The 15,146-nt window shown below is 69.6% G+C and carries 17 protein-coding genes; 10 read left to right on the forward strand and 7 right to left on the reverse strand.

Annotation, left to right across the window (positions count from 1 at the left end; translation table 11 throughout):
* Position 1: 1 nt before the first annotated feature.
* From phnC to ACFSJG_RS09395, 6 genes are all read left to right on the forward strand, one after another.
* On the forward strand, positions 2-817 hold the full coding sequence (gene phnC, locus ACFSJG_RS09370) for a phosphonate ABC transporter ATP-binding protein (protein ID WP_378484925.1): 816 nt from the start codon (positions 2-4) through the stop codon (positions 815-817).
* Complete coding sequence (phnE, locus tag ACFSJG_RS09375; protein ID WP_378484926.1) at positions 814-2,412, forward strand: phosphonate ABC transporter, permease protein PhnE; 1,599 nt, start codon at positions 814-816, stop codon at positions 2,410-2,412. The genes phnC and phnE overlap by 4 nt, the downstream gene beginning before the upstream one ends.
* Positions 2,388-3,404 carry a zinc-binding dehydrogenase gene (locus ACFSJG_RS09380; protein ID WP_378484927.1) on the forward strand — a complete coding sequence of 339 codons (1,017 nt, stop codon included), beginning with the start codon at positions 2,388-2,390 and terminating at the stop codon, positions 3,402-3,404. Before phnE ends, ACFSJG_RS09380 begins: the two co-directional genes overlap by 25 nt.
* A gap of 216 nt (positions 3,405-3,620) precedes the next feature.
* Complete coding sequence (locus ACFSJG_RS09385) at positions 3,621-3,944, forward strand: hypothetical protein (protein WP_378484928.1); 324 nt, start codon at positions 3,621-3,623, stop codon at positions 3,942-3,944.
* Positions 3,945-4,005: 61 nt separating this feature from the next.
* The gene (ggh, locus tag ACFSJG_RS09390; protein ID WP_378484929.1) at positions 4,006-5,340 is read left to right on the forward strand and encodes a glucosylglycerate hydrolase; all 1,335 of its coding nucleotides are present in this window, start codon (positions 4,006-4,008) and stop codon (positions 5,338-5,340) included.
* Positions 5,341-5,438: 98 nt separating this feature from the next.
* A complete protein-coding gene (locus ACFSJG_RS09395) occupies positions 5,439-6,176 on the forward strand; it encodes a glycoside hydrolase family 25 protein (protein ID WP_378484930.1) in 738 nt (245 codons plus the stop codon).
* A gap of 68 nt (positions 6,177-6,244) precedes the next feature.
* Here ACFSJG_RS09395 and ACFSJG_RS09400 read toward each other — a convergent pair whose 3' ends face one another.
* Entirely contained in the window at positions 6,245-8,143 is a 1,899-nt protein-coding gene (locus ACFSJG_RS09400; protein ID WP_378484931.1) for an alkyl/aryl-sulfatase, read from the reverse strand.
* Between the two features lie 91 nt (positions 8,144-8,234).
* Positions 8,235-8,420 (reverse strand): hypothetical protein, encoded by a 186-nt coding sequence (locus tag ACFSJG_RS09405; protein ID WP_378484932.1) that lies wholly within the window; start codon positions 8,418-8,420, stop codon positions 8,235-8,237.
* Between ACFSJG_RS09405 and ACFSJG_RS09410 the strand changes: the two genes are divergently transcribed.
* On the forward strand, positions 8,419-9,201 hold the full coding sequence (locus tag ACFSJG_RS09410; RefSeq protein ID WP_378484933.1) for a crotonase/enoyl-CoA hydratase family protein: 783 nt from the start codon (positions 8,419-8,421) through the stop codon (positions 9,199-9,201). The two genes, ACFSJG_RS09405 and ACFSJG_RS09410, sit on opposite strands and share 2 nt — an antisense overlap.
* 36 nt (positions 9,202-9,237) lie before the next feature.
* Here ACFSJG_RS09410 and ACFSJG_RS09415 read toward each other — a convergent pair whose 3' ends face one another.
* The 5 genes from ACFSJG_RS09415 to ACFSJG_RS09435 form a co-directional block, all read right to left on the reverse strand.
* Positions 9,238-9,984: an amino acid ABC transporter ATP-binding protein gene (locus ACFSJG_RS09415; protein ID WP_378484934.1), complete on the reverse strand. Its 747-nt coding sequence runs from the start codon at positions 9,982-9,984 to the stop codon at positions 9,238-9,240.
* A gap of 3 nt (positions 9,985-9,987) precedes the next feature.
* Positions 9,988-11,784: an ABC transporter substrate-binding protein/permease gene (locus tag ACFSJG_RS09420; RefSeq protein WP_378484935.1), complete on the reverse strand. Its 1,797-nt coding sequence runs from the start codon at positions 11,782-11,784 to the stop codon at positions 9,988-9,990.
* Positions 11,785-11,867: 83 nt separating this feature from the next.
* Complete coding sequence (locus tag ACFSJG_RS09425) at positions 11,868-12,146, reverse strand: YgaP family membrane protein (RefSeq protein ID WP_378484936.1); 279 nt, start codon at positions 12,144-12,146, stop codon at positions 11,868-11,870.
* On the reverse strand, positions 12,143-12,304 hold the full coding sequence (locus tag ACFSJG_RS09430) for a hypothetical protein (RefSeq protein ID WP_378484937.1): 162 nt from the start codon (positions 12,302-12,304) through the stop codon (positions 12,143-12,145). The genes ACFSJG_RS09425 and ACFSJG_RS09430 overlap by 4 nt, the downstream gene beginning before the upstream one ends.
* 97 nt (positions 12,305-12,401) lie before the next feature.
* A complete protein-coding gene (locus ACFSJG_RS09435) occupies positions 12,402-13,196 on the reverse strand; it encodes an LLM class F420-dependent oxidoreductase (RefSeq protein WP_378484938.1) in 795 nt (264 codons plus the stop codon).
* A gap of 149 nt (positions 13,197-13,345) precedes the next feature.
* Between ACFSJG_RS09435 and ACFSJG_RS09440 the strand changes: the two genes are divergently transcribed.
* The 3 genes from ACFSJG_RS09440 to phnH are packed head-to-tail and all read left to right on the forward strand — an operon-like array spanning position 13,346 to position 15,146.
* Complete coding sequence (locus ACFSJG_RS09440; protein WP_378484939.1) at positions 13,346-14,125, forward strand: GntR family transcriptional regulator; 780 nt, start codon at positions 13,346-13,348, stop codon at positions 14,123-14,125.
* Positions 14,122-14,559, forward strand: a complete 438-nt coding sequence (locus tag ACFSJG_RS09445; RefSeq protein WP_378484940.1) for a phosphonate C-P lyase system protein PhnG — start codon at positions 14,122-14,124, stop codon at positions 14,557-14,559. The genes ACFSJG_RS09440 and ACFSJG_RS09445 overlap by 4 nt, the downstream gene beginning before the upstream one ends.
* Positions 14,559-15,146 (forward strand): phosphonate C-P lyase system protein PhnH, encoded by a 588-nt coding sequence (phnH, locus tag ACFSJG_RS09450; RefSeq protein ID WP_378484941.1) that lies wholly within the window; start codon positions 14,559-14,561, stop codon positions 15,144-15,146. Before ACFSJG_RS09445 ends, phnH begins: the two co-directional genes overlap by 1 nt.

Below are 15,146 nucleotides of genomic sequence, written 5' to 3' on the forward strand. Positions count from 1 at the left end.
CGTGAACGCGCCCGGACCCCATCCTCCCGTCGCCGGCGACGACATCGTCGCCTCCCTGCGCGGCGTCACCAAGACCTTCGGCGACGCCGTCGCGCTCGACGACGTGAGCCTCGACATCCACCGCAGTGAACTGGTCGTGCTGCTCGGCCTGTCGGGATCTGGAAAGTCGACGCTGCTGCGCTGCGTCAACGGACTGAACCCGGTGACGTCCGGCGGAATCGTCGTGAACGGGGTCCGGGTCGACGGCGCGTCCGCTCGCCAACTGCGCACCCTGCGCAGGGACGTCGGATTCGTCTTCCAGCACTTCAACCTGGTGGGCCGGCTCAGCTGCCTCGAGAACGTCCTCGTCGGCGGTCTCGGACGGTTGACGATCCCCCGCTACGGCGCACTGACCTACCCGAAGGCGATGCGCAGACAGGCGCTCGACCACCTCGACCGGGTCGGACTGGCCGACTTCGCCGAGCGGCGTGCGGACACACTGTCCGGCGGGCAACAGCAGCGGGTCGCGATCGCACGCACGCTGATGCAGCAGCCGAGCATCGTCCTCGCGGACGAGCCCGTGGCCTCGCTCGACCCCGAGAACGCCGGGATCGTCATGGACCTGCTGTTCCGGGTGTGCATCGAGGAGAAGCTCACCGTCGTGTGCACCCTGCACCAGGTCGACCTCGCGCTCGGCTGGGCGCACCGGCTGGTCGGGCTGCGCAACGGCGTCAAGGTGATGGACCGACCCGCCGTCGGGATCTCCCGCGACGAGGTCATGGACATCTACCAGCGGGTGGACCCGGAGACGTCCGACGCGTCCGCGAGGTCGTTGTGAGCCTGCTCCTCACCAGCCGTCCCGGCGGTTCCGCCGCCGGGACGGGCCGGCCCCGCGCGCCGCGGCGGGGTCTGCTGCCCGCGCTGTCCCTGGCGGCGGTGGTCGCCACGCTCGTGTCGGCGTGGTCGATCGAGTTCGCACCCGGCACCCTGCTCGAGGGACTCGACGACGTCGCCAACCTGATCGAACGGATGCTTCCGCCCGAGGTGTCCGATCCCGGCCGGATCGGCGTGCTCGCGCTCGAGACACTGCTGATGGCGGTCCTCGGGACCGTGCTCGCCGCGGCGGCCTCGATTCCGCTGGCGTTCCTCGCAGCTCGCAACACCACGCCGCATCCGGCCGTGTACGCCGTGGCGCGCGCGATCATCACCTTCTGTCGCGCGATGCCGGATCTGCTGTTCGCGGTGCTGTTCGTGCGGGCGCTCGGAATCGGCGTCCTGCCGGGCATTCTCGCCATCGCGCTGCACTCGATCGGCATGCTCGGCAAGCTGTTCGCCGACGCGATCGAGGAGTCGGACGCCGGGCCGCGCGAGGCCGTTCGGGCGGCCGGGGCCGGGTGGTTCCGGGAGATGACCAATGCGGTCGTCCCGCAGGTCGTCCCGTCCTGGATCGGCACCTTCGTGTACCGCATCGACATCAACCTGCGGATGTCCGTCGTGCTCGGATTCGTCGGTGCGGGCGGCATCGGATTCGCCCTGCAAGACGCCCTGCGCGGACTCGTCTACCCGCGCGCCCTCGGCATCGTGTGCATCATCCTCGTGATGATCGCGGTGATGGAGGTCCTCGCGATCGTGGTGCGGCGCATGCTGCTCACCCCGGGGAATTCGAACCCCCGTCGGGAACGACTGGGACGCATCGCGTTCTCGGTGCTGATCGGTGCCACGACGGTCGCCGCGTTGTGGGTGCTCGAGATCGACCCGTTGTCGCTGCTGACCTGGGTGGGCCCGTCCCTCGAGATCTTCACGCGGATGATCCCGCCCGACTTCGACGCCCTCGGCAGCGACCTGTTCACTGCCGCCGGGGAGACCGTCGCGATCGGTGTCGTGTCCACCGCGATCGGCGCCGTCCTGTCGATTCCGGTCGCGATCCTCGCCGCCCGCAACGTCACCCCCCATCCGGTCGTGTTCTGGCTCGCCCGCGGATGGATTCTCGTGGTCCGCGCCGTCCCCGAACTGATCCTCGCGGTGGTGTTCGTGGCCGCTCTCGGTCTCGGACCCGTCGCGGGCACCTGCGCCCTCGCGATCGGCTCGATCGGATTCCTCGCGAAACTTGTCGCCGACGCGATCGAGGAGATCGACCCGGGTCCGCTCGAGGCGGTGCGTGCGGTCGGCGGCGGCTGGTGGAAGACCCTGTTCGCTGCCGTCCTGCCACAGGCCATGCCCTCCGTCGTGGGGTCCACGCTCTACCTGCTCGACGTCAACATCCGTACTTCGACGGTGCTCGGCGTCGTCGGCGCGGGAGGTGTCGGCTTCCTGCTCTTCGAATCGATCCGCACCCTGAACTTCGACGTCGCGGGCGCGATCGTGATCGTCATCTTCGTCATCGTCTACGCCATTGAGAGGTTGTCCGGGTGGATTCGCTCGCAACTCGTCTGAGCCGCACCGCCGTCTGGACCGGCGACGGCGTCGAACTCCGCGACGTCGAGGTCCCCGCGCTCGCGGACGGTGATCTCCTCGTCAGGGTCCGGCTCGCCACGATCTGTGGCAGCGACCTGCACACCGTCACCGGCCGACGATCCGCCGCCTGCCCGTCCGTCCTCGGTCACGAGGCGGTCGGCGTGGTCGAGGCGGTCGGCGGCGACAGCGCCGACGTGTCGGTCGGTGACCGGATCGTCTGGTCCGTCACCGTCGCCTGCGGCCGGTGCGAGCGGTGCCGAGCCGGCCGCACTGCCAAGTGTGAGCTGGTCCGCAAGGTCGGGCACGAGCCGTTCGAGGGTGACTGGGCGCTGTCCGGTTCCTACGCCGAGCACATCGTGCTGCCCGCGGGGACGGCGGTCGTACGGGTCCCGGACACGGTCGCGGACGCGGTCGCGGCGCCTGCCGCCTGTGCGACCGCAACCGTGATGGCGACCCTCGAGGCCGCGGGACCGCTGCTGCGCAGGCGTGTGCTGATCTGCGGTGCCGGGATGCTCGGTGTGACCGCCGCCGCAGCGTGTGCGGAAGCGGGCGCCCGAGTGCGGATCGCGGATCTGTACCCCTCACGGGTGGATGTCGCGCATCGGTTCGGCGGGGTCGGTGACGCAGGCGGAACCGTCGACGTCGTCCTCGACTTCTCGGGTTCGGCGGAGGCGATCGCGCAGGGCCTGGCGCGGCTCGACATCGGTGGGGTGCTGGTGCTGGCGGGCTCCGTGGCACCGGGGCCCGCGCTGGCCGTCGACCCCGAGGCGGTCGTGCGCCGGCACCTGACGATCACCGGGGTCCACAACTACGAGCCGCGGCACCTCCAGCAGGCCGTCGACTTCCTGGCACGAACCGGCGCGGTGTTCCCCTGGGCGGACGTCGTTTCCCCGCCGGTCGAGCTCGACGAACTGCACCATGTCCTCGCCGTCCCTCCGACCGGGATGCTCCGCTCCTCCGTGGCGCCCTGATCCGGTCGCCGACTCGCCCTCGCCAATCCCGACCGACCGTTCCCGTCGGAGTACCCTGAACTGCGCAATCGTCCATTCGATCGGTTTCCGACATGCGGGCTCGGTACAACGTCAGCTACATTCTGGTTACGACACTTGATGCCGTGCGGGGCGCGGCACGCTCCGATCCGGAGTGATGCACCGGGCCCCGGGCGACAAGGAAGGAAGTCGCGACACATGGGATCTGGCAAGGACTCGGCGGAATCCGACAAGGCGTCGGCCGCAGGCAAGGGGCCCGGCAAGCAGAGCGGTGGATCCGGCAAGGCGGAAGCCACGCCGCTCGCCGTCGGCGACACGGTGGTCACCAAGGTCGACCCGGCCACCGGTGAGGGCGAGCAGACGGACGGGTCGGGCGTGATCGTCGACGACTTCGGCGACAACCTCGCCGCGGACGACGCCGACTACGGTCGCAGCTGGGCGCTCGCCAAGCGGTGGGCTATCAAGCTGGACGACGGGCGGCTCGTGTTCCGCAGTTCCGACGAGGTGTCCCGCTCCGGCTGAGCCGACGGGCTCACACGATCCCGGCGGGCGGAAGGTCCGGCCGGGTCGCACAATTGTGGGCATGTCCGACCCCGGCTTCACCCCCACCCAGCTCGCGGCACGGGCCGCCTACCTCCTTCGCGGCAACGACCTGGGAACGATGACGAGTGCGGCGCCCCGGCTGTATCCGCACATGTGGAGTTGGGATGCGGCCTTCGTCGCCGTGGGACTGGCCCCTCTGAGCGTCGAGCGCGCCGTCGTGGAACTCGACACGCTGCTGTCCGCGCAGTGGAAGAACGGGATGATCCCGCACATCGTGTTCGCGAACGGGGTCGACGGCTACTTCCCCGGTCCCGACCGATGGGCGTGCACGACGCTCGCCGCCCACTCCCCCGGAGTCCACACCTCCGGGATCACCCAGCCTCCCGTGCACGCCATCGCCGTGCAACGCATCCTCGACCACTCCCGCAGGCACGGCCGCAGCACTCGCGCCGTCGCCGAGGAGTTCCTCGACCGCCGCTGGCCCGACCTGATGCGCTGGCATCGCTGGCTCGCGCACGCCCGCGACCCGAAGGAGGTCGGCCGGGTGACGCTCTATCACGGCTGGGAGTCCGGGATGGACAACTCGCCGCGCTGGGATTCGCCGTACGCCAACGTGATTCCCGGGTCGGTGCCCGTCTATCTGCGCGCCGACACCGTCGTCGTCTCGGACCCGACGCAACGTCCCAGCGACGCGGAGTACGACCGTTACCTGTGGCTCCTGGAGGAGATGAAACGGGTCCGCTACGACGACGCGGACCTGGTGGACGCCATGAGTTTCGCGGTCGAGGACGTCTTCGTGAGCGCCATCTTCGCCCTCTCGTGCGACGTGCTCGCGACCATCGGCGAGGAGCACTCCGCCCCGAAGGCCGACGTGCGGGACCTGCACCTGTGGGCGCAGCGGTTCCGGGACGGTGTCGTGGCGACAACGCATCCGCGTTCGGGTGCCGCCCGCGACTTCGATCTGCGCACGGGGCGCTGGATCGGTACGGACACGCTCGCGATGTTCGCGCCCCTGCTGTGCGGCGGACTGCCTCGTGACGTCGAGCGGGCGCTGTTGCGGACCTTCGAGGGTCCGCGTTTCTGCGGCCACCCGGACCTGCGGTACGGGGTGCCGCCGTCGACGTCGCCGGTGTCCGGCGACTTCCGCCCCCGCGAGTACTGGCGGGGACCGGTGTGGCCCGTGATGACGTGGCTGTTCTCGTGGGTGTTCGCCCGGCGCGGGTGGGCCGAGCGGGCCCGGCACCTGCGTGCCGAGGGGTTGCGGCAGGCCGGCGACGGCAGCTTCGCCGAGTACTACGAGCCGTTCACCGGCGAGCCTCTCGGCAGCATGCAGCAGTCGTGGACTGCGGCGGCGGTGCTGGACTGGCTCGGATAGCCGAACGGTCGCCGCGCGGGGTGACGCCGGGTCGAACGATTGATAACGATCGGCGCGAACCGGTTCACGGCGGAGGGATGTCGTTTTAGTCTCGGCCGATGACGTCAGGACGCCGCGGTCGTATCCGAACTGTCATCCGCCTCGCGCCGGTGCTGCTCGCGGCGGCGCTCGCCGTTGCCGTTCCCGGCGCGGCGAACGCGCAGATCAACGGTCCGGACGTGGCGTCCTGGCAGCACCCGGGCGGTGCGCCCATCGACTGGTTTGCCGTCCGCGCGTCGGGTCACGAGTTCGCCATGGTGAAGGCCACCGAAGGTCTGAACTACGTCAACCCTTATTTCGTGCAGGACGCGATCGGGATGCGCGCGGCGGGCATCGCCCGCGGCGCCTACCACTATGCGGACCCGCGGCAGTCGCCGGAGGCGCAGGCCGCGTTCTTCGCGTCCACGGCGTTTCCGCTGGTCGCCGGTGGTCTGCCGCCGGTCCTCGACATGGAGCATTCGGCTGGGCTGCCGCCCGCGGCGCTCATCGACTGGACGCGCCGCTACCTGAATTCGGTACAGGCGCTGACCGGTCGGCAGCCGATCATCTACACCTATCCGAACTTCTGGCGCACGGCGATGGCGAACACCACCGAGTTCTCCCACTACCCGCTGTGGATCGCCGACTACAACGGCCGGAACGCCCCGGGCCCGCTGCCCGGCGGCTGGACGCGCTGGACGTTCTGGCAGTACACCGACTCCGGTCGCATCCCCGGTGTGAATGCCGCCATCGACCTGAACCACTACGGCGGCGGACTCGGCGATCTGCACATGTTCGGGAACCCCTTCGGGTCCTAGGCGGCTCCGCCACCTGTGCGCGGTTTTGGTAGTTGGAGCTACCAAAACCGCGCACAGGTGCGTGGCGTCTACGGGGTGACGATCGGGAAGGACGGATCGAACTCGTCGAGCACGGAGGCGAGCGTCGCCAGTGCCTGCGCGTCGCCTGCGAGGGTGACAGCACCGGACTCGGCCAGCTTCGTCGCGTCGCCGGGCTGCAACAGGACCCCGGTCAGCGCGGCCTTCGGCCCCGACACCGTCAGTTGCGTGTCTCGGGACGCGCCGCGGCGGGCACCCAGGGTGCCGCGCCGGATCCACGTGGTCCAGGTCTCGGCCCGGTCGACGAACTCGAAGTCGATGCGCAGGTCGACGTCGGCGGCTTTCGGGCCGTCGATGTGCACGGCCACGAAGTCGAAGAGGATGTCGATCGGCATGCCGAGAATGGTGTCCTGGCTGGCGGTGGTGAACGGCATCGGCTTGATTCCCTCGCGCAATTCCAGTGCGGCACTGAGGAAGATTCCGCGCCACTGCGGGCCCTCCGCCTGGTAGCCCATCTGTTCGTAGGCATCCGCCTGCAGCTCTCGCGCCGCCGTGTTGTCCGGCTGCGCGAAGACCAGCTTGTGCAGGATCTCCACGGCCCACCGGTAGTCGGCGTCCTCGATTGCGCGTCTGCCCTCGGCGAGAATGCTGTCGGCTCCGGCGAACTCGACGAACCGCTTCGCGGACTCGGCCGGCGGATGCGGGTGCAGCGACACCGGATCGCCGTCCCACATCCCGAGTTCCTTGGTGTAGACCGCGCGCACGTCGTGGTGCAGTGTGCCGTGGTACCCGCGATTGGCCCAGTTGCGGGCGAGTTCCTCGGGCAGTTCGACGACCTCGGCGGCCTCCAGCGGGGTGTACCCCTTGTTCGCCAGGCGCAGTGCCTGGTCGTGGATGTACTTGTAGGTGTCGCGCTGCGATTCGATGAACGCGGTGATGTTCTCGTTGCCCCACACCGGCCAGGTGTGCGGGCCGTAGTGCACCTCGGCGGCGTCGCCCCACCGCTCCAGGGTCTCGTCCAGGTAGCGGGCGAAGTTGCGGGCGTCGCGGGTGCGGGCGCCGCGCAGGGTCTGGATGTTGTGCAGCGAGTGGTTGGCGTTCTCCGCGCACGTCAACGCGGCCAGCTGTGGAATCCAGATATGCATCTCCTCCGGCGCCTCGGTGTCCGGCGCGTAGAGGAACTCGAACTCCACGCCCGCGACCTCGCGCCGGGTTCCGGTCTCGGTGATCAGGTCGGTCGGCGAGATGTAGGAGACCTCAGGACCCGAGGTGCTCGCGATGCCGATACCGCAGGTGACGAAGCCCCGCGGCCCGGACTCGAGGAGACCACCGAATGCGTAGGCGGCGCGACGGGCCATGGCGTTGCCCGCCACAACGTTCTCCCCTATCGCGTACTTGTCGAACTGGTGGCCTGGCGCGATGATCGGCACCTTGCCCGAGGCGACGTCCTCGGCGTCGACCACCCCCTTGACCCCGCCGTAGTGGTCGATGTGGGTGTGCGTGTAGATCACCGCCGCCACCGGCTTGTCGCTCACGTGCTCGCGGATCAGCGCCATGCCCTGGCGGGCGGACTCGACGCCCGCCATGCAGTCGACGACGATCAGCCCGTCGTCGCCTTCGACGACCGTCAGGTTCGCGATGTCGTTGTTGCGTACCTGGTACAGACCCTTGGTGACCTCGAACAGGCCGCCGTGCCGGATCAGCTGGGACTGCCGCCACAGGCTCGGCTCCACGGAATCGGGGGCGGGTGTGTCGTCGCCGATGTAGTCGAAGTCGTGCGGATCGAAGATCGCGTGGCCGTCCGCACCGGTGACGTTGCCGGGCAGTTCGGCGATCAGCCCCCGTCGAGAATCGGCGAAGTCCCGCCGGTCCGCCATGTCGTACCTGTCCACTGCCGCCCGGTTCGCGGCGGCAGTCGCAGCACTCGGATTCTTGGGGGAATTGCACATCGGGCGCTCCTCGCAAGGGTGTCGGGTGTGACCCCATCGTCATTCCCAGCCGCCGGCTTCGCTTCACCTCGATCGGATGAAGAGGAAACAATCACGTCGACGACGACCCGACGGCGGCGGCGCAGCGCCACGTCGGCGAGGAGCCGCGAACAGGCCGGTGCTTGAGCGTCACGGGCATGCCCTGGTAGAAGGAGTCGACTGGAGGAGCGAACCGACGAGAGTCCGATCGGCAGAACGCCGTGGAGCTCTCGCCCACGTCGACGAGGGAGGCCGTCATGCCCGACACCGTTCGATCCGAAACCGTGGACGGAATCACCACGATCACCCTGGACCGGCCCGACAGGCGCAACGCCGTGGACGGCCCGACGGCATCCGAACTGCGTTGTGCATTCGAAGATTTCGAGTCCGACGCCGACGCACGGGTCGCGGTGCTGTGGGGCGCGGGCGGCAACTTCTGTGCCGGTGCGGATCTCTCGGCGGTGGGCGACCCGGCCCGTCGCAACGAACTCGATCCCGACGGCGGTGGCTCGGGACCGATGGGACCGACCCGGATGGCGCTGAGCAAGCCACTCGTGGCGGCGGTCAGCGGCTACGCGGTGGCCGGGGGTCTGGAGCTGGCACTGCTCGCCGACCTGCGGGTGGTCGAGGAGTCCGCGACGTTCGGCGTCTTCTGCCGCCGCTGGGGTGTGCCGCTGATCGACGGCGGGACGGTCCGGCTGCCGCGGATCGTCGGACAGGGCCGCGCGTTGGACATGATCCTGACGGGACGCGCCGTCGACGCCGCCGAGGCACTGGCGATGGGCCTGGCCAACCGGGTCGTTCCCGACGGCGAGGCCCTGCCGCAGGCGCAGCGACTCGCCCGCGAGATCGCGGCGTTCCCTCAGGTGTGCATGCTCACCGATCGCGCGTCGGCGTACCGGTCGTTCGATCTGCCGCTCGCCGACGCGATCCGGGCCGAGGGCCGGGAAGGGGTGCCCGCCGTGCTCGCGGAGGGCATCGCCGGTGCCGCGCGGTTCGACGGCGGTGCGGGCAGGCACGGCCTGCCGGCCGACGGGTGACGCCGTCTGATCCGCCGAGGCGTCAGCGGCCTGGTCTCACAGCACCTCCGACAGGAACGCCTGCAGTCGCTCGGTCTGCGGGTTCTCGAACAGCGCCTCGGGTTCGCCGGTCTCGACGACCACGCCCCCGTCCATGAACACCACGGTGTCGGCGACGCTGCGGGAGAAGCCCATCTCGTGGGTCACGACGATCATCGACATGCCGGCGGAGGCGAGATCCGCCATCAGCGCGAGCACACCCTTGACGAGTTCCGGGTCGAGAGCGGAGGTGGCCTCGTCGAAGAACATGATCTCCGGCTTCATCGCCAGTGCCCGCGCGATCGCGACCCGCTGCTGCTGCCCGCCGGACAGGTTCCCGGGCCGCGAGTCCGCCTTGGCGCGCAGACCCACCTGATCGAGGTGGTCGAGGGCGAGCTCGCGGGCCTCCTCTTTGGACAGGCCCTTGAGTTTGCGGGGGCCGAGCGCGACGTTGTCGACGACGGTCCGGTGCGGGAACAGGTTGAACTGCTGGAACACCATGCCGATTCGCTGGCGCAGCTCGTCCGGGTCGTCGGAGAGCACGGAGCGGCCGTCGAGCAGGATGTCGCCGGCGTCCGGTTCGTGCAGGCGGTTCAGCACCCGCAGCAGTGTCGACTTGCCGGACCCGGACGGGCCGATGACCGAGGTGGTGGTGCCTGCGGCGACGTGGATGTCGACGCCGCGCAGGATCTTGTTGCGGCCGAACGCCTTGTGCAGTCCGGTCCCGGTGAGGGTGCCCGACTCGGTTGCGGTGGTGTCGGTCATGGCCTAGCCCCTCTCCACGACGATGGCCTGCTCGAGGTCGTCGAGCGTGCCGGAGGTGTCGGCCTTCCCGGTACGCAGCCGCCGGTCGATGTAGTTGACGAGATGCGTGAGCGGGATCGTCAGCGCCAGGTAGAACAGGCCCGCCGCGACGAGCGGGGACAGGTTGCCGGTCTGCGCGTTCAGGTCGCGGCCGACGGCGAAGAGTTCGCGCTGACTGGCGAGCAGGCCGAGGAAGTAGATCAGCGACGAGTCCTTGATGAGCGAGATGAACTGGTTCATCAACGCGGGCAGCACCCGCCGCACGCCCTGCGGGATCACCACCAGCGTCATCGCCCGGCGGTAGCCGAAGCCGATGGCGCGGGCCGCCTCCATCTGCCCCGGTTCCACGCTCTGGATGCCGGAGCGGAAGATCTCGCCGATGTACGCGGCCGCCAGCAGCGCCAGCGCCGCGGCACCGAGCCAGTACGGGTTGTTGCCGGTGACGCCGCTGACGACGGGCCCGACCCCGAGTCCGACGAGCAGGATGATCACCACGGCGGGCAGCCCGCGGAAGATGTCCGTGTAGACGCGGGCCGGCCACCGCAGCCAACGGGTGCGGGAGATGCCTGCGACGGCCAGCAGCATGCCGAGGACGGTTCCGACGATGCCCGACGTGACGGCCAGGATGATCGTGTTCGGCAGGCCGGTGGTGAACAGGTCGGGGATCGCCTGCCGGTACAGCTCCCAGTTGAAGAACGTGTCCCGCAACTGTTGGAGGGTCGACTTCGGGGCCACCTGTTCCGTCGACGTCCCCGCGCCCTGTTCGGCGGCCAGCGCGGCGAAGTCGGGCAGCTCCGGCTCCGGTGCCGCCTTCGAGCCGGGCTTCCAGCCGGGCGGCAGCTCCCGCGGCACCCATTCGGTGTACAGCTCCGACCAGGTGCCGTCCGCGATCACGGCGTCGAGGCCGGAGTTCAGCGCGTCGGTCAGCCGCTGGTTGCCGAGTGGCACGGCCCAGCCGACGAAGTTGTTGAGGCTGAAGGTGTTCTGCACGATCGACGTGTTGTCGCCCGGCTGGATCGCGCCCTCGGCCTGCTGCGACGGCGCCACCCACGCGTCGATCTGCCCGGTCTTCAGGTTCGCGTACGCGGTGTTGTAGTCCGGGAACTTCACCGGGTCGAGCTTCAGTGTGTTGACGACGTAGTCGTCCTGCACGGTTCCCTGCACCACGCCGATCCGGGTGCCGGAGTTCAGGTCCGAGAACGACTGCACCGGGCCGCCGTTCGGTGCGACGAGAGAGAAGTAGCCGAAGTCGTAGCCGTTGGTGAAGCCGACGGTCTTGCGGCGCTCGTCGGTGGTGGTGATCGACGAGGACCCGACGTCGAAGCGCCCGTTCGCGACCTGGGAGAGCAGTCCGGCGAATTCGGTTCCGGAGAACTGGATCTGCAGTCCGAGTTTCTCGGCGATCGCCTTCAGCAGTTCGTTGTCGAAGCCGGTGAAGGTTCCGGCAGAGTTCACGCAGATGCTCGGCGGCGCGTCGGACAGCGTGCCGACGCTCAGGACGCCGGGCGTGATCAGTCCGAGCGAACCGACGTCGATCTGGTCGAGGGGGACGGTCGTCGGGGTGGTGTAGCGGTCCTCACCGGCTTGCGCCGCGGCGGCGTCGAGGTTCGTGGGCGCCGCCGCGGCGGCACCGACACCCGGCGGGGAGCACAGGTCGGTGGTCGTGCTCTCGCCGTCGCTGCCGCAGGCGGTGGCGGTGACGGCCAGCAGAAGTGCCAGCACCGCGAGGATCCACACCCTGACCGATCGTGATCGGGTCATTCCGGAAGCCTAACGGCGTGGCGCGCAGAAGGGCGGATCGACGCCCGATTCGCAGGCCGAGACGATGTCGGCCGGGCTCTCGATCAGATGGTCGAGGCGCGGGCGCGGCAACTCGCGCGCTGCAGGCCGGCGCGTTCCATGAGCAGGCTGGCCGGACACCATCCGACCGCCGAGTAGAAGATCAGGTTCGCGCCGACGAAACCGGTGAGGATCAGCCACCACGGCGAGACGGCGGCGGCGAGCCCGACACTGATCAGGATCATGACGCCGGCCACGAGGGGCACGACGCGTTCGACGGTCCAGCCCTGGCGGCAGGGGGCGGTCACATGCAGGTTCTCGTCTCGGGCGGGGCGGGTGGTCATCGGCCGAGAATCCGGTCGAGCAGTCCCCGCTTGGCGGTGTCGCGAGCGCAGGTGCAGCGCTGCGATGCGGGGACGGCGCTCATCACACTGTCGACGTGCGCGCCGCAGCCGGCCCACGTGGTCTTCTTGCAGGTCGAACAGGGGACGGGGCGGCACATGGGGTTCTCCTCGGGTCGGTGCAACTGCCGCCGAATATACCCAAGGGGGTATACACTCGGGAGGTGTGAACCGTCACACGAGCACGGAGTGAGTTGCTCAGGCGAGGCCGGCGAGCGGCTGCGCGTAGTGCTCGTCCCGCCAGCGCACCGCCTCGGTGAGCGTGGACAGGTCGTAGTCCGGTCCACCGGCGCCGACGGTGAACAGTGTCACCCCTGCGTCGACGAAGGCCTGTGCCTCCGTCTCCCCCGGCCACGCCACCGACCTTTCGATGTGGTGCGGGTCGCGGCCCACGTTCTCGCAGTGGCCGGCCAGCACCGTCGACTTGTGTGCCAGGGCGTCGAGGTCGGCGAAGCTGTGCCAGACGTCCGCGTACTCGGCGACGAGCCGTAGCGTCTTCCGCTCGCCGCCGCCGCCAATGAGGATCGGGATGTGCCGGGTCGGCGCCGGATTGAGCTTGTCGAGGCGGGCGCGGATGCGGGCAAGGTTGCCGCCCAGCAGCTTCAGCCTGCTGCCCGCGGTACCGAACTCGTATCCGTACTCGTCGTAGTCCTTCTCGAACCAGCCGCCGCCGATGCCGAGGATCAGCCGGCCGCCGCTGATGTGGTCGACCGTGCGTGCCATGTCCGCCAACAGGTCCGGGTTGCGGTAGCCGCCACCGGTGACGAGGGCACCGATCTCCACCCGTTCGGTCTGCTCGGCCCACGCGCCGAGCATCGTCCAGCACTCGAAGTGGGCGCCGTCGGAATCGCCCGTCAGTGGATAGAAATGGTCCCAGTTGAACACGATGTCGACGCCGAGGTCCTCGGCGCGCAGCACCGCGTCCCGGATCAGGCCGTAGTCGGGGGCGTGCTGCGGCTGGAGTTGGACGCCCACGCGGACGGAACGGGTCATGGATGACTCCTCGGATCGGCGGGAGTGGTCTCCCTCACTGTGCCGCAGGGTCGGGACCCGGACAACCTGTCCCGATGTTCAGTCGCGTTTCCCTCCGGGTTACCCGGAGGGCGATTGTCCGTACAACTTCCGAATCGACAGTTGTCGGCATGACGCTGCAGCGATATCGCCTCATTGCAGACGAGTTGGAGGCGGAGATCGACCGGATGGCCCCGGGTGCGCGTCTCGACAGTGAGCACACGCTCATGCGCAGGTTCGAGGTCAGCCGGTCGGCCGCGCGGGCCGCCGTGCAGGAGTTGGAGCGGCGGCTGCGGGTCCGGCGGGTGCGGGGCGCGGGCACGTTCGTGGCCAACCGCATCGACTACGTGATCTCCCGCGACCGGCCGCCGTCCTGGCATCGGACGGTGCGGGACGCCGGTGCCCGGCCCAGGGCGGTCGTGCTCGACATCACCAAGGATCGGCTGCCCGCCGAGCCCGCGCTGCGGTTGGGCCTGCCGGTGGGTACGCCTGCGCATCGGATGTTGCGCATGTCGTACATCGACGACCTGGTTTCGGGCACCAACATCGAGTGGATCGATGCGGATGTGGTGCCGGAGTTCACGGATGCGATGCGCGTCGAGGAGTCGCTCGGCGAGGTGCTGCGTCAGGTCGGCCACGTGTGTGCGGTGCGGTCGTGGTGCCGGGTGGCGTCGGACGTCCCGCCGCCGGACATTCGTGAGCGGCTGGAGCTGGCGACAGGTGTGCCCGCCTGGATCGTCGAGAGCGTCAGTCGCGACAGCGTCAGCGGTCGTCCCCTTTTCCACAGCGTCGGCTGGATGCGCGGCGACGCCGTCCGGGTGGTCATGGAAATCGGGTCGACGCAATCGGATACGGCCTATTCGGCCTCACCCACACTCGGTTCGAAAACGAAAGAGGTTGCCTCGTCATGACTTCACCCCCCCTCACGCGGGATCGCGCCGCCGAGTTGCTGGCGCGTGCCGCGGCGGACGATCTGGTCGCGCTCGCAGACGAGTGCCTGACCGACGGAGCCGAGTTGACGGTCCTGTCCGGACCGGAGGTCGGCACCATCGCGGCGCAGGTGCGTGAGCCGATCGCCCACGACAGGTTTCTGCTCGGTGACGTGCTCGCGTGCCGTGCCGAGGTCAGCTTGAACGGGCAGCGCGGCTGGGCCGTGCGACTCGGAGACAACAGGATCGCGACGCTGGCCGCGGCGGTGTGCGATGCCGAACTGGCCGCCGACCGGCCCGGCTCCCAGCGAGTACTGGACCTGTGTGCCCGGGTGGCGGGCGAGCACGCGACCGCCGACCGGGACGAGTGGGCCGCGTTGGCGCCCACCGTCGTTCGATTCGAGGAGCTCACCTGATGATCACCGATACCGCTGCGGTGCGCGGCGCCGCATTGGATGCCGTTGCCGCGCAACGCGTGTACCGGTCTGCGCTGGAGGCGCTGTCGCGTCCCGGCACGGTGCACCCACTGCCGCCGTCCGGGTATCCGGCCGCGCTGCTTCCCGTGCTCGCACTCGCCGATCTCGACACCGGAACACACCTGGTGGACCTGCCCGGCGACGCCTGGGAACCGATCGTCGAGGTCGCCACCGGTGCGCCTGTCGTCGAGGTGCACGCCGCGCGGTACGTGACGGTGCTCGATCCGGCCGCCGCGGCCGACGCGGTCGCGCACGCTCACCCGGGTTCGGCGGCGAGCCCGGAGTCGGGCGCGACCGTGGTGATCGCGGTGGAGTCCGTGGTCGGCGGAGACCCGGTCCTGCTCACCGGCCCCGGGGTCGCGGGCGAACTCCTGTTCGCCCCGCGCGGTGTCGATCCGGCGATCTGGACGATCCGCGAAGGCCGGGTCGCCGACTTCCCGGCAGGCATCGACCTGCTGTTCGTCGACCCCGACGGCGGCATCGTCGGCGTCCCCCGAACCACCACTGCCACAACGACGACGAGGTAA

The sequence above is a fragment of the Rhodococcus gannanensis genome, from assembly GCF_042681175.1.
GTDB lineage: Bacteria > Actinomycetota > Actinomycetes > Mycobacteriales > Mycobacteriaceae > Rhodococcus_G > Rhodococcus_G gannanensis.